Origin of the sequence: Reyranella sp. (assembly GCF_030651995.1) — a bacterium.
GTDB lineage: Bacteria > Pseudomonadota > Alphaproteobacteria > Reyranellales > Reyranellaceae > Reyranella.
In genome coordinates this window covers 14,456-35,475 of sequence record NZ_JAUSBN010000055.1, presented here as the reverse complement: position 1 = coordinate 35,475, position 21,020 = coordinate 14,456, and the positions used below count along the sequence as shown (strand labels likewise).

Sequence of the window (21,020 nt, the reverse complement as noted above, 5' to 3'; positions counted from 1 at the left end):
TGCTATGTACCAGGTCAACGAAGAACATCAGATGCTGCGCGATCTCGTGAAGAAGTTCGTGCGCAACGAACTGATGCCGCTCGAGAAGAACGTGCTCGACCGGTTCGCGTCGGGCCAGCAGGCGTCGCTGTCCGACGACGAGAACGCCAGGCTCTTCAAGCAGTGCAAGGACCTGGGCCTGTGGGCACTCGACGTGCCCGAGGAAGTCGGCGGCGCCAACCTGCCTTCCGTGGCGCTGGTCGGCGTCAACGAGGAGCTGGGCTATACCTGCGTGCCCTTCACCTTCCCGCCCGACTCGCCCAACCTGCACATGCTGCTGGCGACCGCGAGCCCGGAGCAGCGCAAGAAGTACCTCGAACCCTATGCTGCTGGCGAGACCAGCTCGGCGATCGCCATCTCCGAGCCCGGCGCGGGCGGCGACCCCGCCGGCATGAAGACGCGGGCGGTGAAGGACGGCAACGACTGGGTGATCAACGGCCGCAAGATCTGGATCAGCCGCATCGCCAAGGCCGACTTCACCATCGCCATGGCGGTGACCGATCCCAACCTCGGCGCCCGCGGCGGCATCACCGCCTTCCTGATCGACAAGGGCACGCCCGGCCTCGTCGTGGCGCGCGCCATCCCGATGCTGGCCGGGCAGCGGACCTACGAGGTCGTGTTCGAGGATTGCCGCGTGCCGGAGACGCAGGTGCTGGGCCGCATCGGTGCGGGCTTCGCGCCCATGCAGATGCGCCTCACGATTCGCCGCCTGCAGATGGGCTCCTGGTGTGTCGGCATGGCGCAGCGCGCGCTCGACATGCTGGTCGACCATGCCAACCAGCGCGTGACCTTCGGTGAGAAGCTCGCCGACCGCCAGGCCATCCAGTGGTGGGTGGCCGACGCTGCGATGAAGCTGCATGCCTGCCGCCTGATGGTGATGGATGCCGCGGTGAAGCAGGACGAGGGCCGCGACGTGCGCATGGAGGCGTCGATGATCAAGGTCTATGCGACCGAGATGGCGAGCGAGGTGATCGACCATGCCCAGCAGGCGTTCGGCGCCATGGGCGTGACGCAGGAGCTGCCGCTGTCGATCATGGCGCAGAAGGTCCGCACCATGCGGGTCTACGAGGGTCCCTCGGAAGTGCATCGCATGGTGATCGCCCGCCGTATCTTCGGCGGACGTTGACAGGAAGAGGCGGGCAGGCGGATCATTTCCGCCTGCCATTGTCTCGAGGGAGCCGCCGCATGACCTATACGCTCGATACGTTCGTCAAGGACGCGCAGGCCGCGCTCAAGACGCACGAGGGACCGGCCGGCCGCGAACGGGTTCGCGTGCTGCTGGAGAAGCTGCTGGCCAACCCGTCCTTCGTCGACGAAGCCGTGGGACCCGCCGCGCCGCTCGGCACGCGCAAGCTCCATGAGGACAAGGACCTCGGCTTCGTCGTGCTGGCGCACTGCAATCCCAAGCCGCACAAGAGCCCGCCGCACGATCACGGCGCCTCGTGGGCGGTCTATGGTCAGGCGGTGAAGTACACCGACATGAGCGAATACAAGCGCGTCGACGGCGGCACGGACGCGGGCGATGCGAAGCTCGAGAAGGTCAAGACCTATAGACTCGAGCCCGGCCATGCGGGCGTCTACGATGTCGGAGCGATCCACGCCATCGACTATCCCGACGGCAGCCGCTTCGTGCGCGTGACGGGGCGCGATCTCGATTACGTGCGTCGTCTCAAGTTCGACATGGCGGCCGGCAAGGCCATCACCATCGAAAGCGCAACGGCCGGCGCGAACTAGCGCGCCTGCGCGCGAGCTTCGGCCTGTGCGCGCCGCCGTGGGCGGTGCGCCGCGCCCCATTCCTCCATCGCATCGAGGATGGGGCCGAGGCTCAAGCCCTTCTTCGTGAACGAATACTCGACGTGCGGCGGCACGGTGTTGAGCACCTTGCGCGACACGATTCCGTCCTCCTCCAGTGCGCGAAGCTGCAAGGTCAGCATGCGCTGCGTGATGCCCGGAACGAGGCGCCGCAGCTCGTTGAAGCGCCGCGGCCCGTCCTTCAGATGATACAGGATCGTGGACTTCCAGCGGCCGCCGATCACTTCGACCGTCGCCGTCACCGGACACCAGGGAGCCTTCGTCTCGGCCATCGCGTGCGCCTCCAAACCCATGACTGATACCTAGTATAAAAAATGTGCGTACTTATGGAAAGCGTACTGGAATGTTAGGTGCAACCTCACAACCTTGGAGGTCGCAATGTTCGTCATCATGGGAGTCACCGGTCAGGTCGGTGGTGCAGCGCTCGAATCCCTGAAGCACCAGGGTGTTCCGGTACGCGCGGTGTCCCGCGATCCGGCGCGCGCGGCGGGGCTTGGTGTCGAGACCGTGCGCGCGGACGCCTCGGACACGGCCAGCCTCGCTGCGGCATTCGAGGGCGCGGAGGCCGCTTTCGTGATGCTGGTCCCGCCGAAGCAGTCGGAAGACGTGCTGGCGGGTTCGCGCGCCGCGGCGCGTTCGATCGCCGCCGCGGTGCGCACGGCACGTGTGCCGCATGTCGTGGCACTTTCGTCGGTCGGCGCGCATCTCAGCGAGGGCAACGGCATCGTGCGTGTGCTGCATGACTTCGAGGCGGCCCTTGCCGGGGTCGCGCCCTCCCTTGTGTTCCTGCGGCCGGGCGAATTCCTCGAGAACTGGGCGGCCATGGTGCCGGTGGCGCGCGACGCGGGCGTGCTCCCGACGGGCAAGCTCCCCCTCGACAAGCGCAACGAGGCCGTGTCGGCGCTGGATGTCGGCCGCGTCGCGGCGGATCTGCTGTTCGAGCCGCGACCGGGCACGCGCATCGTCGATCTCGATGGGCCCGCTCGCTACTCGGCGCTCGATGCGGCGGAGATCCTGTCGCGGCTGCTCGGCAAGCCGGTGACCGCGGTGCCGTCGTCACGCGAGGACTGGGTGGCCGGGCTGGTGGCGGCGGGTCTGGGTGCCGACTATGCCGAGAAGCTCGCGGACCTCGACGAGGCAATCAATGCCGGTCGCCTGGACTTTCCGCCGGGCGGCGAGATGCGGCGGGGGACCGTGACGCTCGAGGCCGTGCTGCAGCGTCTGGCGGCTGGAGGGTGATCGATCGAGTTTGGAGTCTTGAGCAGGACGTTGCGGAAGACGAGGTCGCAGATGCCATTCCGGGCGGCTCTGCAGCCTCGGCCCGCATCAGATCCAGCGCCGGGTCCGACGCCTGTAGGCGTCGAACTCCGGGCCGAACTTGGTGGCGAGCACCCGCTCTTCGGGCAAGATCTGGAAGCGTGTGACGTAAAGAGCGAACAGCAGCGGGCCCGGCAGGGCCGCTGCGTTCGCCAGATGGGCGGCCCATCCTGCCAGGACGAGGAAGAGGCCGAGATACATCGGATTTCGAGTGAAGCGGAAAATTCCTGTCGCGACGAGCGACGAGGTAGCCTCCGGTCTGTGCGGATTGACGGTCGTTCGGGCGCGCCAGAACGACCAGGCGCCGGCCGCGGAAATTGCAATTCCTGAAACGGCCAACACGATCAAGACCGCTCGCCGCGCCGGCAACGCGAACGAGAGGCTGTCCAAGCCGTAGGCGACCAACCACATGACACCGGCGACGAGCAAAGCGGCGGCTGGCGGCGGAACCTTCAGTTCAAGCTTGTTCACCGTCGAAACCCAGGTCTGGCGGAGTGGCCGTGCAGCGGTTCAGCCCTTCCCCTGAGCGGCGGCTTGCTCAAGCGAGCTTGGCCGCAGCCTCATCGTTTGCCTGCTGGCGCTTCAGCAGCATGCCGTGGATGCGTTCCTTCAGACGCTGCACACGCTCGGGTCCGGCCTTCTCGGGGCTGCCGGAATCGAAGGGCGGCTGCGGATCGTATTCGAGCGTGAGCTGAATCGACTTGGCGACTTCCTCGCCGGCCAGTTCAGCCACCAGGGTGAGCCCGAAGTCGATGCCGGCCGTGACGCCGCCGCCCGATATGCGATTGCGGTCGCGCACGACGCGCTCGGCCACCGGAATTGCACCGAAGGCCGGCAGGAATTCGCGTGACGACCAATGGCAGGCGGACTTGTAGCCCTTGAGGAGGCCGGCGGCGCCGAGCACCAGTGAGCCCGTGCAGACCGAGGTGACGTAGCGCGCGCCTTCCGCCTGCTTGCGCAGGAAGGCGAGCGTCTCCTCGTCGGTCATCAGCGGGACCTGGCCGCCGCCGCCCGGCACGCAGATCACGTCGAGCTGCGGGCAGTCGGCGAAGGTGGTCGTCGGGACGATCGAGAAGCCGGAGTCGGTCCGCACGGGATCGAGCGTCTTCCAGATCATGTGAAGCTTCGCATTGGGCACGCGACACAGCACCTGGGCGGGGCCGGTCGCGTCGAGCTGGGTGACGTCGGGAAAGAGCAGGATGCCGATGTGGACCGTGTCTGCCATGGGAATTCCTTTCACGAACTCAAGAGAGGTGTCATCCCGAGCGCAGCGAGGGACCTTTGCACGGTGGAAGTAAAGGTCCCTCGCTGCGCTCGGGATGACAATGTGCGTGTATAGCCTCATCGAGCGTCTGGCAGAAATGACAAATAGAGGCTAATTTCTGCCAATGCCAAAGCCCCGCCGCATCGCCCTCCTGGCCTATGAAGGCTGCCAGCTCCTCGATGTCACCGGGCCCGCCGCCGTGTTCGGCGCAGCCAACGAGGGACGTGAACGCCCCGCCTATGACGTGCAGATCGTCTCGCCCGACGGCGGCCCGGTTACGTCCAACTGCGGCGTCGCGCTGGTGAGCCGCCGGTTCGGCGGGCAGTACGACACGCTGCTGGTGGTGGGCGGATCGCGAGGGCTCAAGGCCGTGATGGCGCGCGAGGACGTGCGGCGCTGGTTGCGCAGGGTGGCACCCCGGACACGGCGCTTCGGTTCGGTGTGCACCGGCGCCTTCGTGCTGGCGGCCGCCGGATTGCTCGACGGAAGGAGGGTGGCCACGCACTGGGCGAGCTGCCAGCGGCTGGCCGACAAGTTCCCGGCACTGACCGTGGATGCCGATGCGCTCTATGTCGTCGACGGCAAGGTCTGGACCTCGGCCGGCGTGACGACCGGCATCGACATGGCGCTGGCCCTGGTCGAGGCCGATCTCGGCGCAGCGACGGCCAATCTGATTGCGCGGCACTTCGTGCTCTACGCACGGCGGCCCGGCTACCAGTCCCAGTTCAGCCCGTTGCTGCAGGCGCAGTCCGAGGCCGATGTCCCGTTCGCGAGGCTGATCGACTGGATGCAGGCCCATCTCGACGAGCCGCTCGACGTGCCGACGCTGGCCGCGCGCGCGGGCCTGTCGGAGCGCAGCTTCTATCGCAAGTTCGTCGAGGCGACCGGCAAGACACCGGCGCACTTCGTGGAGGCGCTGCGGCTCGACGCGGCGCGCACGCTATTGGCCAAGGGCCTGCCGCTCAAGACGATCGCGGGCCGCGTGGGCCTGCGCTCCTCGGCACGACTCTGCCAGGCCTTCGAGCGCCGCTTCGGCATGGCGCCGTCGCTGTTCCGCGAGATGCACGCGACGGGCTAGCTTGTTCAAGTCCCCATGGCGGTGAGTGTCAATTGTGATCGCGTCTTCTTAACAAACGGAAACAACTCGGACAGTGACCCCGTCGTACGATAAGGGGAAAGATGGTGAGATGCCCGGAGTTGCCGAAATCACGTTACCCCACCCCATGAACGTCGACGGAAGGCCTAGTGTCCTGTTGGTGGAGGACGACGCGGAAATCTCGCGGATGCTGGTGGAGGTACTTGCCGAGAACGGCTTTACGGCTTTGTCAGTGGCGTCGGCCGCTGAGATGGAGGCGTCGATGGCCGCCACGCCCGTCGACCTCGTCGTGCTCGACATCATGCTGCCGGGCGAGGACGGGCTCAGCATCTGCCGCCGGCTGCGGGCGGCGTCGACCATTCCGATCATCATGCTGACGGCGCGAGGCGCGGATGTCGATCGCATTGTTGGCCTCGAGATCGGCGCCGACGACTACGTCACCAAGCCGTTCAATTCCCGCGAGCTGGTTGCCCGAATCCGCGCACTCCTTCGACGCGCGCAAGGGGGACATGACGGCTCGCGTCCGCGCCTGCGGCGGCTGGTCTTCTACGGATGGCGCCTCGATCTCGCGACACGTCAGTTGCGAAATCCCGACGACGTCCAAGTCGCGACGACGACGGTCGAATTCGACCTGCTGGCCGCTCTTTGCCAGAATCCGGGCCGGGTAATGTCGCGCGACCAGCTCGTCGAGATGACGCACGGCCGTCTGGCGGGGCCGCTCGAACGCAGCATCGACGTTCATATCAGCCGCATCCGGCAGAAGATCGAGCCGGATCCGCGAGAGCCGACCTTCATCAAGACGGTGCGGCTGGGTGGCTACCTCTTCACCCCGCCGGTCAGCGAGGCCTGAAAGGCGACGCTCGATGCGAATCCTCGATCGTTTGATCCCCCGCAGCATTACCGGCCAGATCACGGGCATCGTGGCTATCTCCACGATCCTGGCGACCCTCATCGTGATGACCGTCATAGTCCTCTTCGTCGAGGAGAATCCACGATACAGCGCGACGACCATGGCGACTCAGATTGGCACGATAACGCGGCTCGCCCAGGCATCTAAGAGCGACGACGATGTCGCCGCGATCCTCACCGCTGCCCGGGATATCGGCATCAAGGTGAGGCGCGTCCCTCTGAGCGACCTGCAGATCTCCCGACAAGACTGCTGCCTGTCGGCTCCGGTCATGCTTCTGATACGCAGGCTGCATCTGGGTTGGGGTGTCGAAGCTCTGGAAGTCGTTCCTTCTCTGGGCGGCGATCCCGACCAGCTCGTCGTTCGACTCAACGAGCGTGATGCGCTCCTGTTCGAGGTGTTGGTCGGCCTGAGCTTTTGGACGATCGTCCTGGCCCCTTCCGCTCTCATGCTGATCATCATGTTGCTCTTCGTGGCGCTTCTATCGATCTATGCCGTACGATGGATCATCTCGCCGCTGTCCGCCATGGCGACGGCCGCGCAGTCCTTCGGGCGATCCCCGGAAGACAGGCGGATCGTGCGCCGCCGTGGACCCAGGGAGATCGTCCAGGTCGCCGATGCGCTCGATGATATGCGCACGCGAATTCGTGCCCTGCTCGACGAGCGCACACGCATGCTGGCCGCCATCAGCCATGACCTTCGTACTCCGTTGACCCGGCTCCGGCTGCGCGCGGAAAGGGTCGCCGATCCGGTGCATCGGGAAGGGCAGCTCCATGAGATCGCGCGGATCACGCACATGCTCGACGAGACGCTCAATTACCTGCGCGACGACGTTCGTTCTGAAGGGCTATCGCGTGTCGACCTGCCGAGCCTGCTCCAGACTGTTTGTGCCGAATTCGCCGATGTTGGCCACAACGTCACATACGTTGGGCCGCCGCGGCACACCTATCGATGCCGGCCGAACGTGCTGGTGCGTGCGATCTCCAACATCGTGGACAATGCGACCAAGCATGGCGCTGTCGTCACGGTGTCGCTTCGTCTCCTGGAGGGGCACGATGTGGAGATCGATGTTGGTGACGATGGGCCGGGAATTCCGCCGGTGCTGCGCAAGAAGGCTTTCGACCCGTTCTTCAAGGTAGACGCTGCGCGCGGCGGCGTTGCGCGCAGCGGCTTTGGCCTCGGTCTCTCGATTGCTCGTGATGTCGTCAGGAGTCACGGCGGCGAGATCGAACTTCTCGACCGCGCACCCCATGGCCTGATCGTTCGTGCGAGGCTGCCCGGCAAGCCGGCAGTCGGTGGCGGTAACATCTCTTAACATCACTTAAAACAGCGCGACGCCGCCTGCTCCTATGGTCGAGGTCTTCCTCACTGAACCAGGCAGGTTTGATCGATGCATCTCCTTTCCGAGGCCCTTGAGCGCCGGCACTGGTCCTTGTCCCTCGCCTTCTGGCTCATCGCCGCTTCTCTGGTGCTGTCGCCCGTTGCCCACGGGCAGCCAGCCAGCGACCCGTTTGCCGGCAACGGCAAATCGAGTGTCTGGTCCGTGACCCTCGGTGCAGGTGCACTGGTCCGGCCGACTTTCGAAGGCAGCGACCGCTACTTCGTCTCGCCCGTACCGCTCGTGAGCGTCATCTACAATGACATGATCTCGCTCGATACGTCGGGACTGAACGCCTACTGGCGCAAGGATGGCCTGCAGATCGGCGGCGGCCTGACCTACAGTCTCGGTCGCTTGCAGGGCAGCAACAACGTCTTCACCCAGGGCGACGAGCGGTTGAATGGGCTCGGCAACATTCCAGCCGCCGCGGGGCTACGCGCCTTTGCGAACTACAAGCTGGGTCCCGTCGTGTTGGGGACCACGCTGACCAAATACCTCGCTGAGGGCAACAACGGCCTCTTGATCGACGGCCTGATCGCGATGCCGGTTCGGCTGGGGGACCATACGACGGTCACGGGGCGACTGTTCGCCACCTGGGCCGACCAGAGTTACATGCAGACCTGGTTCGGCGTCACGCCCGGGCAGTCGATTACCTCCGGCTACGCCATCTACCAGGCGGAGTCGGGCATCAAGAATGTCGGGCTGGGCGTCAACCTGCGGCATCGGCTCGGCGCGAACTGGATACTCTCCGCCGATGCCGGCCTGGTCTGGCTCACCGGGTCTGCCGACTATAGCCCGATCACGGTATCCAACGTGAACATGAACATCCTGGCTATGGTCGGATATCGCTTCTGACAACATTGCGCCTGTGCCCTGAAATGGAGATCGAGATGTCCATTGCCACGACCGCGAAGCGCCTGCTGGGCGCAGCTATCTGTGCCGGCTCAGCCATCACCCTCGGCGCGTGCGCCCATCCGCCGGCCGAGCCCGAGGCACGCGCCGAATACAGGCGGATCAACGATCCGGCCGAGCCGACCAATCGTGTCGTCTTCGCAGGAAACAAGTTCGTGGACGACAATGCGCTGCAACCCGTCGCTCGCGCCTACCAGGAACATATGCCGAGTGTTGCGCAGAATGGGATCCACAACCTCGTCGGAAACCTGCGCCAGCCGGCCGTCGCCATAAACGACCTGCTCCAGGGGAATCTCGGCCGTAGCTGGAACACCGTCCAGCGCTTTGCGATCAATACGACGGTCGGCGGCGGCGGGCTGTTCGATGTGGCGACGGACTGGAATCGACCGGGTCACCGCGCTGATTTCGGTCAGACGCTCGGCGTGTGGGGCGTCGGCCCCGGGCCGAGCGTTCAACTGCCCCTGTTGGGTCCCTCGAGTGTCCGCGACACGGTCGGAACGGTTGTCGACGTGGTTGCCAATCCCACGAACTTCATTCCCGGAGGCGCGATCATCGGCGCGGCCGCCGGAGCAGCCGGTATGGTCGATGGCCGAGCCCGCGCGTTGAGCGCGACCGAATCGCTGGAGAAGCAATCGCTCGATTACTATGCAGCGTCGCGAAGTGCGGCGGCACAGCTTCGAGAGGCGCTCGTCGAGGAGGGAAAGGCCGGGAAGTAGGCGCCTATCTCACGTCGGATGACATCAATGCCTTAGGCGCAGGCTGCTCAGCACGAGGGCGGTTAGGGCGAAGCCGGCACCCAGCCAGATTGCCGCCCGCGCCGCGTCAGCCGCGCCGCCGCCGGAAAAGTCGAACAGACCGAAGACCAGGGCGACCAGTGCGGCGCCCATCGTCTGGCCAAGCGTCCGCGCGGTGGCGATGATGCCGCCGGCGCTGCCGCTGCGGTCGCGCGGCACGGCGTTCATGATCAGCCGGTTATTGGGGGCGGCGAAGAGTCCGAAGCCCGCGCCGCACAGGACCAGTCGCCACATGATGTTGAACGCCGAGGGATCTGGCGGCAGCAGCGCGGTCAGGATCATGCCGGAGGCCATGCAGGTCAGGCCGATCGTGCCTAGCGCGCCGGCATGGTGGCGGTCGGCCAGCCGGCCGGCGATTGGCGCGACGCCGGCCAGGGCGAGCGGCCACGCCGTCAGCAGCAGGCCGGTCGCGGTGGCGTCGCGTCCCAGCACCGTATGGAAGAAGAAGGGCAGGCTGACGAAGGCCAGGCCTTGTGCGGCAAAGGTGCAGGTTGAGGCCGAGATCGAGAGCGAGAAGATCGGCCGGGCAAACATGTCGATCGGCATCATCGGGTCCGCCAGCTTGCGCTGGCGCCAGACGAACAACGTACCGAACAGCACCGCACCCAGCAGCTCGGCCACGATCACAGGCACGGGATGGCCGTGGCCCACGCCGTCGACGCCGAAGATCAGCAGGCCGAACGTGCCGCCGGACAGTACCGCCGAGAGCACGTCGAAAGGTCGCTTGGCATGGGTCGTCACGGGCAGGAAGCGGCCCGCAAGGAAGAAGGACAGCACACCCAGTGGAATGTAGACGGCAAACAGAATCGGCCAGCTCGTGATGGCGAGCAGCGCGGCGCCGAGGCTGGGCCCGGCGGCCAGCGAGGTCGCCACGACGGTGGTGTTGAAGCCGAGGCCGCGGCCGAGCGCGGCACGCGGATAGATCGATCGAACCAGGGCGGGCTGGATGGCCATGATGGCCGCGCCTCCCAGCCCCTGCAGCGTGCGCGCGGCGATCAGCCAGGAAAGCGAGGGCGCCAGCACGCAGCCGATCGAGGCCAGCGAGAAGACGACCAAGCCCCAGCGATAGACGGTGCGATAGCCTACGATGTCGCCCAGCGCCGCCACCGGCAGCAGCATGATCATCAAGGCGATCTGATAGGCGTTGACGATCCAGATCGAGCTTTCCGCCGTGATCGCGAGGTCGTTCGCGATGTAGGGCAAAGCGAGATTGGTCATCGAATTGCTGAGCACCGCCATCGACAGGCCGATGGTGATGGTCGCCACGGCGGCGAGCCGGCGTGGCCCTGACGGCATGCCGTCGGGGGCCGGGCCGGCTGAAGCAGGTTTGGCCATCTGTTACTGGGGAACCGTCAGTTCGTCGCCGCCGATGGTAGTGCGCTGCATCAGGCGCTTGTGCTTGGTCGCGTCATAGTAGGTCGCGCGATGCAGGACGGCGCGATTGTCCCAGACGATCACGTCGCCCTCGCGCCAGGCGTGCGACATCATGAACTCCGGCTGTTCCGCGCGCTGCGCCAGTTCCCACAGGATCGCCTTCGACATCGGCTCCGGCCAGTCGAGGATCCGGCCGGCATGGGCGCCGATATAGAGCGCGCGGCGGCCGTTGATGGGGTTGTCGCGGAACATGCGCTGCTTGACCGGCGGCAGCTCCGACAGCGACTTGGCGCTCAGGATGCCCTTCTGCACCCGGTCGCGCGAGTGGGAGAGCGCATGCTCGGCCACGAGCGGATGGATCGTCGCCTGGAGGGCGGGCGGCAGTGCGTCCCAGGCCGCCCGCATGTTCAGGAACTCGGTGTTGCCGCCCTCGGGCGGACAGATCCGCGCCGTCAGGATAGAGCAGAGCGACGGGATGCGCTTGAAGGACGAGTCAGAGTGCCAGAAGTAGTTGGCCTTCTGGTAGATCATGCGCATGTCATCCGGCGGGATCGGCTCGCCCGTCATGATGTCGAGGTTGGACTGGCGAGCGAACTTGGTGCCGGCGGCGGGATTGGAGCTGAGCGTCGTCTCCAGCGGGCCGAAATTCTCACTGAAGGCGATCTGCGTGTCGTCGTCCATCACCTGATCGCGGAACAGGAGCACGGAATGCTCCTCGAACGCGGCGCGGATCGGCCCGAACTCGCGCGCCGAAAGGGGCCGCGTGATGTCGATGCCGGTGATCTCCGCGCCGAACAGCGGATGGATCTTGTGGACTTCGATGCTGCCGGTGTTGCGCATGGTATTGGCCCTCAGTCGATGATCGCCTGGTAGGTGAGCACGCGGAGCTCACGCCGGATCGGGTAGGTCGAGGACGGCATGAGCTGCGTCAGCAGCACCACGGCCATGTCCTCGACCGGGTCGATCCAGAACGCGGTGGAGGCGGCGCCGCCCCAGGCATACTCGCCGGGGGTTCCGGCGATGTAAGCCTTGGCCGGATCGATCATCACCGAGAAGCCGAGGCCGAAGCCGATGCCGGTGTAGGTCGACTCGGAGAAGCGCGGCGTGCCCATGTCGGCCATGTCGCCCTTGAGGTGGTTCATGGTCATCAGCTCGACCGTCTTGCGGCCGAGCAGGCGCACGCCGTCGAGTTCGCCCTTGTTCAGCATGAATTTGCAGAAGCGCAGGTAGTCCGACGCGGTCGAGACGAGGCCGCCGCCGCCCGAGTTCACCTTGCGCGGCGCGAGGTAGCGGCTCTTGGCCGGATCGTCGATCAGGTCGAGCCTGCCGCCGGGACCGGCGCTGTAGTTGGCGGCGAAGCGGTCGTGCTTGGCGGCCGGCACGTGAAAGTCGGTGTCGACCATGCCGAGCGGGTCGATGACCTTGTCCTTCAGGTACTTTTCGAACGGCTGGCCGGAAATCACCTCGACCAGGTAGCCCAGCACGTCGGTCGAAACCGAGTAGTTCCAGGCCTTGCCCGGCTGGGCGATCAGCGGCAGCTGTGCCAGCCGCTCGACGACCTGCTTCAGGCTGGTGTCGGCCGTCTGGAAGTCGACACCGTCCTGCTTGGCGCGATAGGCGGCATCGACCGGGTTGCTCTCCATGAAACCGTAGGTCAGGCCCGACGTGTGGGTGAGCAGGTCGCGGAAGTTGATCTCACGCTCGGCCGGCACGGTCTCGATCTTGCCGCGGCTGCCGCCCACCATGACGCGCGGGTTGGCGAAGGCGGGAATGAACCTCGAGATCGGGTCGTCGAGCTGAAAGCGGCCCTCCTCGTACAGCATCATGATCGCCGTCGAGGTCAGTGGCTTGGTCATGGAATAGATGCGGAAGATGGTGTCGGCCCGCATCGGCTTGTTGCGGGCCACGTCGGACTTGCCCACGACCTCGGCGAAGGCCAGCTCACCCCTGCGCATGACGCAGGTGACCATGCCGGCCAGCTTCCCGCTATCGACCCATCCATTCATCCAGGTACGCACGCGGTCGAGCCGCGCTGCGGAAAGCCCGACCTGTTCGGGGGTGACGAGCGGCAGCGTGTCCATGGCGATCCTCCTGTAAGCCCCGCTAGACTAGCCCAAGACGACAGGTTTCAGACACGCAAAAGACGGGAGGGAGCAATGGCAAGATTGTGCGAGGGACGGGTGGCGATCGTGACAGGTGGCGCCCGCGGCGTCGGCCGGGAGCATTGCCTGATGCTGGCGGAGCACGGCGCCAAGGTGGTCGTGAACGACCTGGGCGGCGACCGGTCCGGCAAGGGCAACGACGTGGGCCCCGCCCAGCAGGTCGTGGACGAGATCAAGGCGATGGGCGGCGAGGCCGTGGCCAACGGCGACGACGTCTCCGACTGGAATGGCGCCAAGCACATGATCGAGCAGGCGGTCGAGGCGTTCGGCAAGCTCGACGCCATCGTGCTCAACGCCGGCATCCTGCGCGATCGCATGCTCGTGAACATGAGTGAGGACGAGTGGGACGCGGTCATCAAGGTTCATCTCAAGGGCACCTTCGCGCCGGCACGTCACGCCGCTGCCTACTGGCGCGACCAGGCCAAGCTCAAGGGCGGCCCGGTCGATGGGCGTATCATCACGACCACGTCGGTATCGGGAATCTACGGCAATATCGGCCAGACCAACTACGGGGCGGCCAAGGCCGGCATCGCCTCCTTCACCATCATCGCCGCGCGCGAACTCGGCCGCTATGGCGTCACCGTGAACTCGATCTCGCCGTCGGCGTTCACGCGCATGACCGAGGACCTGCGCGAGTATTCGGAAGAGGACAAGAAGCGCCGCGACCCCAAGTGGATCGCCCCGGTCGCGACCTGGCTGGTCAGCGAGGACAGCCGCGAGGTCACGGGCCGCGTGTTCCAGGCCGGAAACGGCATATTCGCCGTCGCCGAGGGCTGGCATAAGGGCCCGACGGTCGACCAGATCATGGATCCGGTGCAGGCCGGCAAGGTGCTGGGCGAGATCGCCCGGAAGGCGCGCAAGAACGCCGGCATGAACGGTCTCGATCTGGACTGAAATCAAACAGGGAAAGAGGAAACAGAATGTTGAAGATCAATCGCCGAACGGCTCTCGCGGCGACGGCCGCGGCTGCGCTGGTTCCGGGCGCCGCACGCGCCCAGGCCTGGCCGAACAAGCAGATCCGCTGGGTCGTGCCCTATACGGCCGGTGGCCTGACCGACGTGACGACACGGCTCACGCTCGAGAAGATGAACGTCGGGCAGACCTTCGTGGTCGACAACAAGCCGGGCGCCAACTCGCTGATCGGGGCGGAGATCGTCGCGAACGCGGCTCCCGACGGCTACACCTTCCTGACGGTGATTGCCGCCCATGCCGCCAACAAGACGCTCTATGCCGGCAAGCTGAAATTCGATCCGGTGAAGGGCTTTGCGCCGGTGTCGCTGGTCGGCGTCGCGCCGCTCATCATCACGGTGACCAACGACCTGCCGGTGAAGAACGTCGGCGAGCTGATCGCCTACGCCAAGAAGAACCCGGGCAAGATCTCGTTCGGTTCGTCGGGTGTCGGCGCTGCGGCCCACCTCACCAGCGAGCTGATGAAGCAGGTCGCGGGCATCGACATGGTGCACGTGCCCTACAAGGGCACCGCGCCGGCGCTGGCCGACCTCGCCTCGGGCAACATCCAGATGCTGATCGATGCGCCGATCGGCGTGATGACCCAGGTGCGTGCCGGCAAGATCCGAGCGCTCGCCATGCTGTCGAAGAACCGCGTGCCGGGCGTCGAGGAGATCCCGACCATCGTCGAATCGGGCGGACCGCTGATCGAATCATCGACTTGGGTGATGTTTCTCGCGCCGGCGGGCACGCCCAAGGAGATCGTCGACAAGGTATCGGCCGAGGTCTCGAAGGCCGTGCGGGACGAGGCGCTGCGGAAGCGTCTCGCCGAGCAGGCCGTGATCCCCGTCGGTGCGACGCCGGAGGATACCGGCAAGTTTCTGCAGAACGAGATCGACAAGTGGGAGAAGGTGATCACCGCCGCCGGGGTCAAACCCGACGCCTGATCTACCGTCCACGAGTTGGAGCAGCGGCGCCGGCGAACCCGGCGCCGCTGTCGTTCGGCTCGTCGTCGGCAATCCGTCGGCGGTGAAGCAGTCGGTGCTGGGTCGGCGCTCTCGAGGCAGCGAAAGTTGGTGCCCTGCACGCCGCCTGCGCCGGCAATCAGAAGCGTCCGGCCGCGAGTCGGGCGGCGTCTGCCGGGCCTGCGACGACGTGGCCGAAAGGGCGACTGCAAGCGGCGGCGCTGCCATCGCGCCATCCCCTGACTGGGGCGGCATGTCGTTTTTCCCCGTATTTTCAACTATTCGATGGCTTCATCGTCGCCTTCAGGGCTCGGGAGGCCCGGTCGGTTTCGCATGCGCTGAAGTCGCATGGGTATGAAACCGACAGTGTCTGTGCAGCCTCGGCGCTTTACTCGTTCCGTGCCGTGTCGTTTGCTCTCTCCCATGATTGCGACTTTGAGCCTGGCGAACGGCCTTACGCTTCTGTTCGCTGCCCTTTGCCTCTGGACGATGGCCCTGCAGTCGCGCGGCGGCGTTACGACCCTGGGTCGGGTGGCCTTGCCCGGAGGCTTCGCGGTGTTGGCCACTTTGATGCTGCTTGCCGGCGTCTTCGAGACGAGCATTCTGTTCGACATCCTGTGGGTCGTGGCCTTTGCATTGGGATCGATGATCGGCCGTGTTCGCGGCTGGATGCTCAGCGTGCAGTCGAACCGCAAAGCCGGACTCGTCTCGCTGCCCGCAACTGTCGACGGCCTGGTCGCGGCGCTCATTCTCGCCGCGCTGTCCGGAATCGACTTCACCTCTGCGATGCTTGGTGAGGCCCTGATCGAGCCGGGCTACATCGCTGCCGCCAGCGCACTGTGCGCCGGCTTCCTCGGCTACCGGATGCTCGTCATCGCATTGCGCGTCGTTCGGCCGGCGCCGCCCGGCAACGTGTCGCGCGCGGCCTGAGGGCGCTCCGCCGTCACAACGCCTTCAAAGAGTCCAGCACGCGGGGCTGCGGCCAGGTCCAGCCGCTTGCGCTCTCGTAGGCTCGCATCGCCCGCAGGACGCTCGCGTCGGCGCGCGGCGCCCCGATGATCTGAAGGCCGATCGGCAGCCCCGCCCTGGTCAGGCCCGCGGGCATCGAGGCGGCGGGCTGGCCGGTGAGGTTGCAGGGCAGCGTGTAGGGCGCGCCCTTGGTCCAGCGCGGAAACGCCTCGGAGTTGTAGAGCGTCTCCACCGGCGGTCCGGCCGTCGGCGCGACCGGCGCGAGCAGCAGATCGAAGTTGCGATGCCAGAGCGCGAGGTCGCGCGCCAGCTTGCTCCGCGCCTCGAAGGCTTTGGCATAATCGGCGAGCGTGATCGCCAGACCCTTTTCCATGAGCGCGCGCAGCCCCGGGTCGAGCTTGGTGTGAAGCTGGCTCGGAATCTGCCGGAAGCGCGTGGCGAAGGCGCCGATCCACAGCGGCTCGAAATGCTGCTGCAGCGGTTCGAACATCGGACCGACTTCCTCGACATGCGCGCCGAGATCCTCGAAGCGCCGCGCCGCGGCGGCGACGAGCTCGCGCACCTCCGGATCGGCTTTCACATGGCCGAGGTCGAGGCTGAGCCCGATTTTCCAGCCGCGCACGCCGGCATCGAGGCCGACCGTGTAGTCGCGCGCCTCGTCAGGCAGGGAACGCCAGTCGCGCGGGTCGGGCCCTGCCGTGAGGTTCAGCGCCATCGCCGTGTCGAGCACCGTGCGTGCCAGCACGCCCTGGCTGATGACGTCGGCGAAGGGGGCATCGGCCGGGTATTGCGGGATGCGACCGTAGGAGGGCTTCAGTCCTACCAGGCCGGTGTGCGCCGCAGGGATGCGGATCGAGCCGCCGCCATCGTTGCCATGGTTGAAGGGGTTGATGCCTGCCGCCGTCAGCGCCGAGGCGCCGCCTGAGGAACCGCCGGGCGAGTGGGCGATGTTCCAGGGGTTGCGGGTCGTGCCCTGCAACGGGGAGTCGGTGAGCGCCTTCCAGCCGAACTCGGGGGTTGTGCTCTTCCCAAGAATAATCATCCCGGCCGCAAGAAACCTGTCGGTGACGGCGGCGTTTTCGCTGGCTGGAGTCTCGTCGGTCGAGTGCGAGCCATAACGGGTCGGCCAGCCCTTTACGTTCGTCGTATCCTTGATCGTCGTCGGAATGCCGTCGAATGGTGACAGCGGTTGGCCCCTTTGCCAGCGCGATTCTGCAGCTCTTGCAGCAGCCTGTGCGCCTTCGGCATCGATCAGGACCAGCGCGTTGATATGAGGTTGCAGCGCCGATGCACGCTTCAACATGGCATCGACGATATCGACGGGGGAAGCTTCACCTCGTGCCAGAAGTTTTGAGAGTTCCGATGCGGAAAGCCAGTCGAATGCAGAGTCAGACATGCGCAATTGGTCGGTTCTCGACGGAGGTTGGATGTTTCAGAGTGCTCGGGACATATCAGTGTCGACTCTGATTTCTCCCAAGTCGAGAGCGTATTGGAGAGAACCACGATGGAAACCGTTACCGCACTTGTTGCTGCCGGCGCCGCTTTCGGACTGAGCTACCTCATCGGTCGTTCGCTGACTGCTTCCTTTCTCTTGGTCGCTCTCGGGGGCCTGCTCTCGGGTGCCGGCTTCGCCATTCTCTTCTTCGTGTCGACCGTGACGGTTGGCCATTTCGTGCCCCAGCTGTTTGAGCCTTGGCTACTCGGCGTCCATTTCATTGCGTTGATGGCCGTGGCGCCGCTCGGTGGTGCCGTCATCGCGGCGCTGACGCACCGGCATATCGAGCGTGTCGACGCGGCGCGTCTGCCGTTCTAGAGGCGAAACGAGCGTCTTTCCCGCAACTGCCTTGCAACGCTAGTCTCCCCTTCAAACAGGGGAGGGCTGGGAATGGTCGAAGTAAAGCTGGGCGCCGGCACGGTCGTGCGCATCGAAGAGAGCTACGAGCCGAACTTCGACGCCAAGGCTTTCTTCCCCGACTGGAATCCCGCCGTCGTCGAGCGTCACCGAGACTGGCTTATGCCGGCGCACTATGACGAGGCGTCGGGCTCCTTGAAGCTCAGCGTCCACAGCTGGCTGCTGAAGATCGGCGGCCAGACCATCCTGATCGACACCTGCGTCGGCAACCACAAGTCGCGTCCGCATCGCCCGAAGTGGCACCTGATGGAGACGAAGTATCTCGAGCGGCTGAAGGCGGCCGGCGTCGAGCCCGACCAGATCGACATGGTGATGTGCACGCATCTCCACGTCGACCATGTCGGCTGGAACACGCGCCTTGAGAACGGCCGGTGGGTGCCGACGTTCAGGAATGCGAAGTACGTGTTCAGCCGGGCCGATTACGATCACTACCTCAAGCTCGACAGCGATCCTGCGACCGGCCCGGTCAATGCAGGCTCCTTCCGCGACTCGGTGCTGCCGGTGGTCGAGGCCGGGCTCACGCAGATGATCGATGGCGCGGCCCAGCTCGACGAGAATCTCAGGGTCGAACCGGCTCCGGGACATACGCCGGGCACGATCGCCATCAAGTTCGAATCGCGCGGCGAGAAGGCGTTGTTCTGCGGCGACATCCTTCATCACGCGCTGCAGGTCTATCATCCCGAATGGAACAGCTTCGCCTGTGCCGACGCCGTGGGCGCCCGCAAGAGCCGGCGCGCGGCGCTGGAACATTGCGCCGGCAGCGGCGCCCGGCTGATGCCGTGCCATTTCGGGTCGCCGTTCAGCTGCCACATCGACCACAAGGACGATGGGTTCGTGCCGCGCTTCGGCGGGCAATTCTAGGGAGAGAGATCATGATCTATGAAATGCGGGTCTACAGGTGCGTGCCCGGCCGTCTGCCGGCGCTGCTCAACCGGTTCAACACCATCACGCTCAAGATCTGGGAGCGGCACGGCATCAAGCAGGCCGGTTTCTTCACCACCTTGATCGGCGAGTCGAACCAGGAGCTGACCTATTTCCTCGCCTGGGAATCGCTGGCCGATCGCGAGAAGAAGTGGAACGCCTTTGCGGCCGATCCGGAATGGCTGGCCAAGCGCGCCGAGACCGAGAAGGACGGCGCCATCGTCGAGAACGTCTCGGTACAGATGCTGACGCCGACGGGCTTCTCGTCCGTCCAGTAGAGTACGCTCGCCCTGGGGCCCGCTCCCTTCGTGGGGCGGGCCCGATTGGCAAAGCCGCACGCCCCGACTTCGTGCCGGGAGGATCGTGGCTGAGGGGTTGCTTATGCGGGAAGTGTGCTAGGCTTTTCGTAACACAGGGAGGAAAATGAAAAAATGCAACGTAGAACTTTCGCGACCGCGGGTACGGCGGCACTGGTCGGGTCGCTGGCCGGGTGGCCGGCCCTTGCGCAGAAGATCAGCGGCGACGTGCGTTTTCTCTGCGGCTTCGCGCCGGGCGGTACGGCCGATCTTCTGTGCCGCATCGTGGCCGAGGCTGTGACCCCTGAAGTCGGGCAAAAGGTGATCGTCGACACCAAGACCGGCGCCAGCGGTTTCATCGCCAACGAGATCGTTGCCAATGCCCCGCCGGACGGTCGTACGATCGGACTCGCCGCCATGGCGGCCATGTGCGTTTCGCCGGTGATGCCGGGGCAGAAGCTGCCGATCAACGTCGACACCGACCTGACGCCGATCGCCAACATCGCCGGTGTCACCAACATGCTGGTGGTCGGCAAGCACATGAAGTATCGCACGGTTCCCGAGATCATCGATTTTGCGAAGAAGAACCCGGGCAAGCTCACCTATGCTTCGGCAGGCAACGGGACATCGCAGCATCTCGCTGCCGAACTCTTCAAGAAGATGGCCGGCGTCAACATCCTTCATGTGCCTTATCGCGGCGGCGCACCGGCCATCCAGGACATGATCTCCGGCAACTGCGACATGATGTTCGGCAACATGCCGGAGTTCCTGGGACAGATTAACGGAGGCGGTCTGATTCCCGTCGCTTTCGGCTCGCCCAAGCCTTCGCCGATGTTTCCCAACCTGCCGTTGATGTCGTCGTTCCTGCCGGGCTTCCAGGTGGTCAACTGGTTCGGGGTGTTCGGCTCGAAGGGGCTGCCGGCCGACCTGGTCGACTTCTGGAACAAGGCTCTCCGGGCGGCCGTCGCCAAGCCGGACGTCCAGAAGCGCTTCGCCGAGAGCGGCATGGATACGATCATCGGGTCGCCGGCCGAGTTCAAGGCGACCATCATGGCCGATCGCAAGAAATGGGAAGAGGTCATCAAGGCCGCCGGCATGCGCGCCGACTGACGATGCCTCTCGCCGCCACTCCGTACGGGACCCTTCACTACGACGTCGCGGATCTCGTGGCGCCGTGGCAACCGGCACGGCTGCCGATCCTGTTCCATCACGGGATCGGCGCCAGTGCCGGAATCTGGGCGGGGTGGCAGCCCGCACTGGCCGATGCCTACCGGCTACTCACCTTCGATATGCGCGGCTACGGGCGCTCGAACATTCCGGCGACCGACTTCAAGTGGTCGCTGGACCTGCTGGTCGACGATCTGTTCGCCATTGCCGATGCGGCCGGTCTGGCGCGTTTCCATCTCGTGGGCGAGTCGATCGGCGGGACGGTGGCGCTGGCGGCGGCGCTCGCCCGGCCGGCGAGAATCGCCACCCTCACCGTCAGCAACGGCGCTCATGTCGGGGCCTCGATCCAGAGGGTCGAGGCGTGGCGGCGCCAGCTCGATGAAGGCGGCTCGAAGGGCTGGTCCGACGCCTTCCTGCGCGACCGCTTTCATGACGACGCGCTGTCAGCCGAGCGCCGCGCGTGGTTCGCCACGGAACAGGAGAAGTGGCCGAGGGACTCCATTCTGAATGCGCTGGGCGTGCTCATCGGCACCGACCTCACGCCGCGGCTGGCCGACATAGAGTGTCCGACCCTGCTGCTGCATCCCGACGGGAGTCCTTTCATCCCCGTGAGCATCATGGCCGAACTGCACAGGGGGCTGTCGGACGGCGAGCTGAATGTCTTCGGCAGGTCACGCCATGGCCTGCCCTTCTCGCATGCTGCGCAATGCGCGCAGGCCTTGCGGACTTTTCTCGACTCGCGCCAGGCGGACTGATACCCGGATCGTCAGGCAGCCTTGAAGCGAGG

Annotated in this window: 23 protein-coding genes; 16 read left to right on the top strand and 7 right to left on the bottom strand. The window is 65.6% G+C overall.

What is annotated here, in order from left to right; genetic code table 11:
• Positions 1-4: 4 nt before the first annotated feature.
• Positions 5-1,165: an acyl-CoA dehydrogenase family protein gene (locus Q7V45_RS16975; RefSeq protein ID WP_304854164.1), complete on the top strand. Its 1,161-nt coding sequence runs from the start codon at positions 5-7 to the stop codon at positions 1,163-1,165.
• A 59-nt stretch (positions 1,166-1,224) separates the two neighbouring features.
• Positions 1,225-1,773, top strand: coding sequence for a hypothetical protein (locus Q7V45_RS16970; RefSeq protein ID WP_304854163.1), 549 nt, complete (start codon positions 1,225-1,227; stop codon positions 1,771-1,773).
• Here Q7V45_RS16970 and Q7V45_RS16965 read toward each other — a convergent pair.
• The gene (locus Q7V45_RS16965; protein ID WP_304854161.1) at positions 1,770-2,123 is read right to left on the bottom strand and encodes a helix-turn-helix domain-containing protein; all 354 of its coding nucleotides are present in this window, start codon (positions 2,121-2,123) and stop codon (positions 1,770-1,772) included. The two genes, Q7V45_RS16970 and Q7V45_RS16965, sit on opposite strands and share 4 nt — an antisense overlap.
• A gap of 106 nt (positions 2,124-2,229) precedes the next feature.
• On the opposite strand from Q7V45_RS16965, the gene Q7V45_RS16960 reads away from it, so the two are divergent.
• Positions 2,230-3,090, top strand: a complete 861-nt coding sequence (locus Q7V45_RS16960; protein ID WP_304854159.1) for an NAD(P)H-binding protein — start codon at positions 2,230-2,232, stop codon at positions 3,088-3,090.
• Between the two features lie 87 nt (positions 3,091-3,177).
• On the opposite strand, the gene Q7V45_RS16955 is transcribed toward Q7V45_RS16960, so the two are convergent.
• Positions 3,178-3,639, bottom strand: coding sequence for an isoprenylcysteine carboxylmethyltransferase family protein (locus Q7V45_RS16955; RefSeq protein WP_304854158.1), 462 nt, complete (start codon positions 3,637-3,639; stop codon positions 3,178-3,180).
• Positions 3,640-3,706: 67 nt separating this feature from the next.
• Positions 3,707-4,393 carry a DJ-1/PfpI family protein gene (locus Q7V45_RS16950; RefSeq protein WP_304854156.1) on the bottom strand — a complete coding sequence of 229 codons (687 nt, stop codon included), beginning with the start codon at positions 4,391-4,393 and terminating at the stop codon, positions 3,707-3,709.
• A gap of 163 nt (positions 4,394-4,556) precedes the next feature.
• Between Q7V45_RS16950 and Q7V45_RS16945 the strand changes: the two genes are divergently transcribed.
• The 5 genes from Q7V45_RS16945 to Q7V45_RS16925 all read left to right on the top strand — a co-directional run bounded on the left by Q7V45_RS16945 (position 4,557) and on the right by Q7V45_RS16925 (position 9,441).
• Positions 4,557-5,510: a GlxA family transcriptional regulator gene (locus tag Q7V45_RS16945; protein ID WP_304854154.1), complete on the top strand. Its 954-nt coding sequence runs from the start codon at positions 4,557-4,559 to the stop codon at positions 5,508-5,510.
• 109 nt (positions 5,511-5,619) lie between these two features.
• Positions 5,620-6,378 (top strand): response regulator, encoded by a 759-nt coding sequence (locus Q7V45_RS16940; protein ID WP_304854347.1) that lies wholly within the window; start codon positions 5,620-5,622, stop codon positions 6,376-6,378.
• A 13-nt stretch (positions 6,379-6,391) separates the two neighbouring features.
• Positions 6,392-7,750, top strand: coding sequence for an ATP-binding protein (locus Q7V45_RS16935; RefSeq protein WP_304854152.1), 1,359 nt, complete (start codon positions 6,392-6,394; stop codon positions 7,748-7,750).
• A gap of 75 nt (positions 7,751-7,825) precedes the next feature.
• Positions 7,826-8,668 carry a MipA/OmpV family protein gene (locus Q7V45_RS16930; RefSeq protein ID WP_304854150.1) on the top strand — a complete coding sequence of 281 codons (843 nt, stop codon included), beginning with the start codon at positions 7,826-7,828 and terminating at the stop codon, positions 8,666-8,668.
• A 35-nt stretch (positions 8,669-8,703) separates the two neighbouring features.
• Positions 8,704-9,441: a VacJ family lipoprotein gene (locus tag Q7V45_RS16925; RefSeq protein ID WP_304854148.1), complete on the top strand. Its 738-nt coding sequence runs from the start codon at positions 8,704-8,706 to the stop codon at positions 9,439-9,441.
• A gap of 24 nt (positions 9,442-9,465) precedes the next feature.
• Here the strand turns inward: Q7V45_RS16925 and Q7V45_RS16920 are convergent, their stop codons facing one another.
• Genes Q7V45_RS16920 through Q7V45_RS16910 form a run of 3 tightly spaced genes read right to left on the bottom strand, consistent with a single transcriptional unit; the run spans position 9,466 to position 12,974 of the window.
• Entirely contained in the window at positions 9,466-10,854 is a 1,389-nt protein-coding gene (locus Q7V45_RS16920) for an MFS transporter (protein WP_304854146.1), read from the bottom strand.
• A 3-nt stretch (positions 10,855-10,857) separates the two neighbouring features.
• Positions 10,858-11,733 (bottom strand): TauD/TfdA family dioxygenase, encoded by an 876-nt coding sequence (locus Q7V45_RS16915; protein ID WP_304854144.1) that lies wholly within the window; start codon positions 11,731-11,733, stop codon positions 10,858-10,860.
• A gap of 11 nt (positions 11,734-11,744) precedes the next feature.
• Positions 11,745-12,974, bottom strand: a complete 1,230-nt coding sequence (locus tag Q7V45_RS16910; RefSeq protein ID WP_304854142.1) for a serine hydrolase — start codon at positions 12,972-12,974, stop codon at positions 11,745-11,747.
• Between the two features lie 75 nt (positions 12,975-13,049).
• Between Q7V45_RS16910 and Q7V45_RS16905 the strand changes: the two genes are divergently transcribed.
• The 3 genes from Q7V45_RS16905 (at position 13,050) to Q7V45_RS16895 (ending at position 15,898) form a co-directional block, all read left to right on the top strand.
• Positions 13,050-13,949: an SDR family NAD(P)-dependent oxidoreductase gene (locus Q7V45_RS16905; protein WP_304854140.1), complete on the top strand. Its 900-nt coding sequence runs from the start codon at positions 13,050-13,052 to the stop codon at positions 13,947-13,949.
• Between the two features lie 26 nt (positions 13,950-13,975).
• The gene (locus tag Q7V45_RS16900; RefSeq protein ID WP_304854138.1) at positions 13,976-14,950 is read left to right on the top strand and encodes a tripartite tricarboxylate transporter substrate binding protein; all 975 of its coding nucleotides are present in this window, start codon (positions 13,976-13,978) and stop codon (positions 14,948-14,950) included.
• A gap of 453 nt (positions 14,951-15,403) precedes the next feature.
• The gene (locus Q7V45_RS16895) at positions 15,404-15,898 is read left to right on the top strand and encodes a hypothetical protein (RefSeq protein WP_304854136.1); all 495 of its coding nucleotides are present in this window, start codon (positions 15,404-15,406) and stop codon (positions 15,896-15,898) included.
• Positions 15,899-15,911: 13 nt separating this feature from the next.
• Here the strand turns inward: Q7V45_RS16895 and Q7V45_RS16890 are convergent, their stop codons facing one another.
• Complete coding sequence (locus Q7V45_RS16890; protein ID WP_304854134.1) at positions 15,912-17,333, bottom strand: amidase family protein; 1,422 nt, start codon at positions 17,331-17,333, stop codon at positions 15,912-15,914.
• Between the two features lie 108 nt (positions 17,334-17,441).
• On the opposite strand from Q7V45_RS16890, the gene Q7V45_RS16885 reads away from it, so the two are divergent.
• The 5 genes from Q7V45_RS16885 to Q7V45_RS16865 all read left to right on the top strand — a co-directional run bounded on the left by Q7V45_RS16885 (position 17,442) and on the right by Q7V45_RS16865 (position 20,988).
• Positions 17,442-17,750 (top strand): hypothetical protein, encoded by a 309-nt coding sequence (locus tag Q7V45_RS16885; RefSeq protein ID WP_304854132.1) that lies wholly within the window; start codon positions 17,442-17,444, stop codon positions 17,748-17,750.
• A 72-nt stretch (positions 17,751-17,822) separates the two neighbouring features.
• The gene (locus Q7V45_RS16880) at positions 17,823-18,710 is read left to right on the top strand and encodes an MBL fold metallo-hydrolase (RefSeq protein WP_304854131.1); all 888 of its coding nucleotides are present in this window, start codon (positions 17,823-17,825) and stop codon (positions 18,708-18,710) included.
• Positions 18,711-18,721: 11 nt separating this feature from the next.
• Entirely contained in the window at positions 18,722-19,048 is a 327-nt protein-coding gene (locus Q7V45_RS16875; protein ID WP_295139782.1) for an NIPSNAP family protein, read from the top strand.
• 153 nt (positions 19,049-19,201) lie between these two features.
• Entirely contained in the window at positions 19,202-20,176 is a 975-nt protein-coding gene (locus tag Q7V45_RS16870; protein WP_304854128.1) for a tripartite tricarboxylate transporter substrate binding protein, read from the top strand.
• A gap of 2 nt (positions 20,177-20,178) precedes the next feature.
• Positions 20,179-20,988, top strand: a complete 810-nt coding sequence (locus tag Q7V45_RS16865; RefSeq protein WP_304854126.1) for an alpha/beta fold hydrolase — start codon at positions 20,179-20,181, stop codon at positions 20,986-20,988.
• Positions 20,989-21,020 lie beyond the last annotated feature (32 nt).

What these genes read in the sequence shown, in the direction of transcription:
- Q7V45_RS16975 (WP_304854164.1), top strand. Translation starts at nt 5, where the DNA reads ATGTACCAGGTCAACGAAGAACATCAGATGCTGCGCGATCTCGTGAAG.
- Q7V45_RS16970 (WP_304854163.1), top strand. Translation starts at nt 1,225, where the DNA reads ATGACCTATACGCTCGATACGTTCGTCAAGGACGCGCAGGCCGCGCTC.
- Q7V45_RS16965 (WP_304854161.1), bottom strand. Translation starts at nt 2,123, where the DNA reads ATGGCCGAGACGAAGGCTCCCTGGTGTCCGGTGACGGCGACGGTCGAA.
- Q7V45_RS16960 (WP_304854159.1), top strand. Translation starts at nt 2,230, where the DNA reads ATGTTCGTCATCATGGGAGTCACCGGTCAGGTCGGTGGTGCAGCGCTC.
- Q7V45_RS16950 (WP_304854156.1), bottom strand. Translation starts at nt 4,393, where the DNA reads ATGGCAGACACGGTCCACATCGGCATCCTGCTCTTTCCCGACGTCACC.
- Q7V45_RS16945 (WP_304854154.1), top strand. Translation starts at nt 4,557, where the DNA reads ATGCCAAAGCCCCGCCGCATCGCCCTCCTGGCCTATGAAGGCTGCCAG.
- Q7V45_RS16940 (WP_304854347.1), top strand. Translation starts at nt 5,620, where the DNA reads ATGCCCGGAGTTGCCGAAATCACGTTACCCCACCCCATGAACGTCGAC.
- Q7V45_RS16935 (WP_304854152.1), top strand. Translation starts at nt 6,392, where the DNA reads ATGCGAATCCTCGATCGTTTGATCCCCCGCAGCATTACCGGCCAGATC.
- Q7V45_RS16930 (WP_304854150.1), top strand. Translation starts at nt 7,826, where the DNA reads ATGCATCTCCTTTCCGAGGCCCTTGAGCGCCGGCACTGGTCCTTGTCC.
- Q7V45_RS16925 (WP_304854148.1), top strand. Translation starts at nt 8,704, where the DNA reads ATGTCCATTGCCACGACCGCGAAGCGCCTGCTGGGCGCAGCTATCTGT.
- Q7V45_RS16920 (WP_304854146.1), bottom strand. Translation starts at nt 10,854, where the DNA reads ATGGCCAAACCTGCTTCAGCCGGCCCGGCCCCCGACGGCATGCCGTCA.
- Q7V45_RS16915 (WP_304854144.1), bottom strand. Translation starts at nt 11,733, where the DNA reads ATGCGCAACACCGGCAGCATCGAAGTCCACAAGATCCATCCGCTGTTC.
- Q7V45_RS16910 (WP_304854142.1), bottom strand. Translation starts at nt 12,974, where the DNA reads ATGGACACGCTGCCGCTCGTCACCCCCGAACAGGTCGGGCTTTCCGCA.
- Q7V45_RS16905 (WP_304854140.1), top strand. Translation starts at nt 13,050, where the DNA reads ATGGCAAGATTGTGCGAGGGACGGGTGGCGATCGTGACAGGTGGCGCC.
- Q7V45_RS16900 (WP_304854138.1), top strand. Translation starts at nt 13,976, where the DNA reads ATGTTGAAGATCAATCGCCGAACGGCTCTCGCGGCGACGGCCGCGGCT.
- Q7V45_RS16890 (WP_304854134.1), bottom strand. Translation starts at nt 17,333, where the DNA reads ATGTCTGACTCTGCATTCGACTGGCTTTCCGCATCGGAACTCTCAAAA.
- Q7V45_RS16885 (WP_304854132.1), top strand. Translation starts at nt 17,442, where the DNA reads ATGGAAACCGTTACCGCACTTGTTGCTGCCGGCGCCGCTTTCGGACTG.
- Q7V45_RS16880 (WP_304854131.1), top strand. Translation starts at nt 17,823, where the DNA reads ATGGTCGAAGTAAAGCTGGGCGCCGGCACGGTCGTGCGCATCGAAGAG.
- Q7V45_RS16875 (WP_295139782.1), top strand. Translation starts at nt 18,722, where the DNA reads ATGATCTATGAAATGCGGGTCTACAGGTGCGTGCCCGGCCGTCTGCCG.
- Q7V45_RS16870 (WP_304854128.1), top strand. Translation starts at nt 19,202, where the DNA reads ATGCAACGTAGAACTTTCGCGACCGCGGGTACGGCGGCACTGGTCGGG.
- Q7V45_RS16865 (WP_304854126.1), top strand. Translation starts at nt 20,179, where the DNA reads ATGCCTCTCGCCGCCACTCCGTACGGGACCCTTCACTACGACGTCGCG.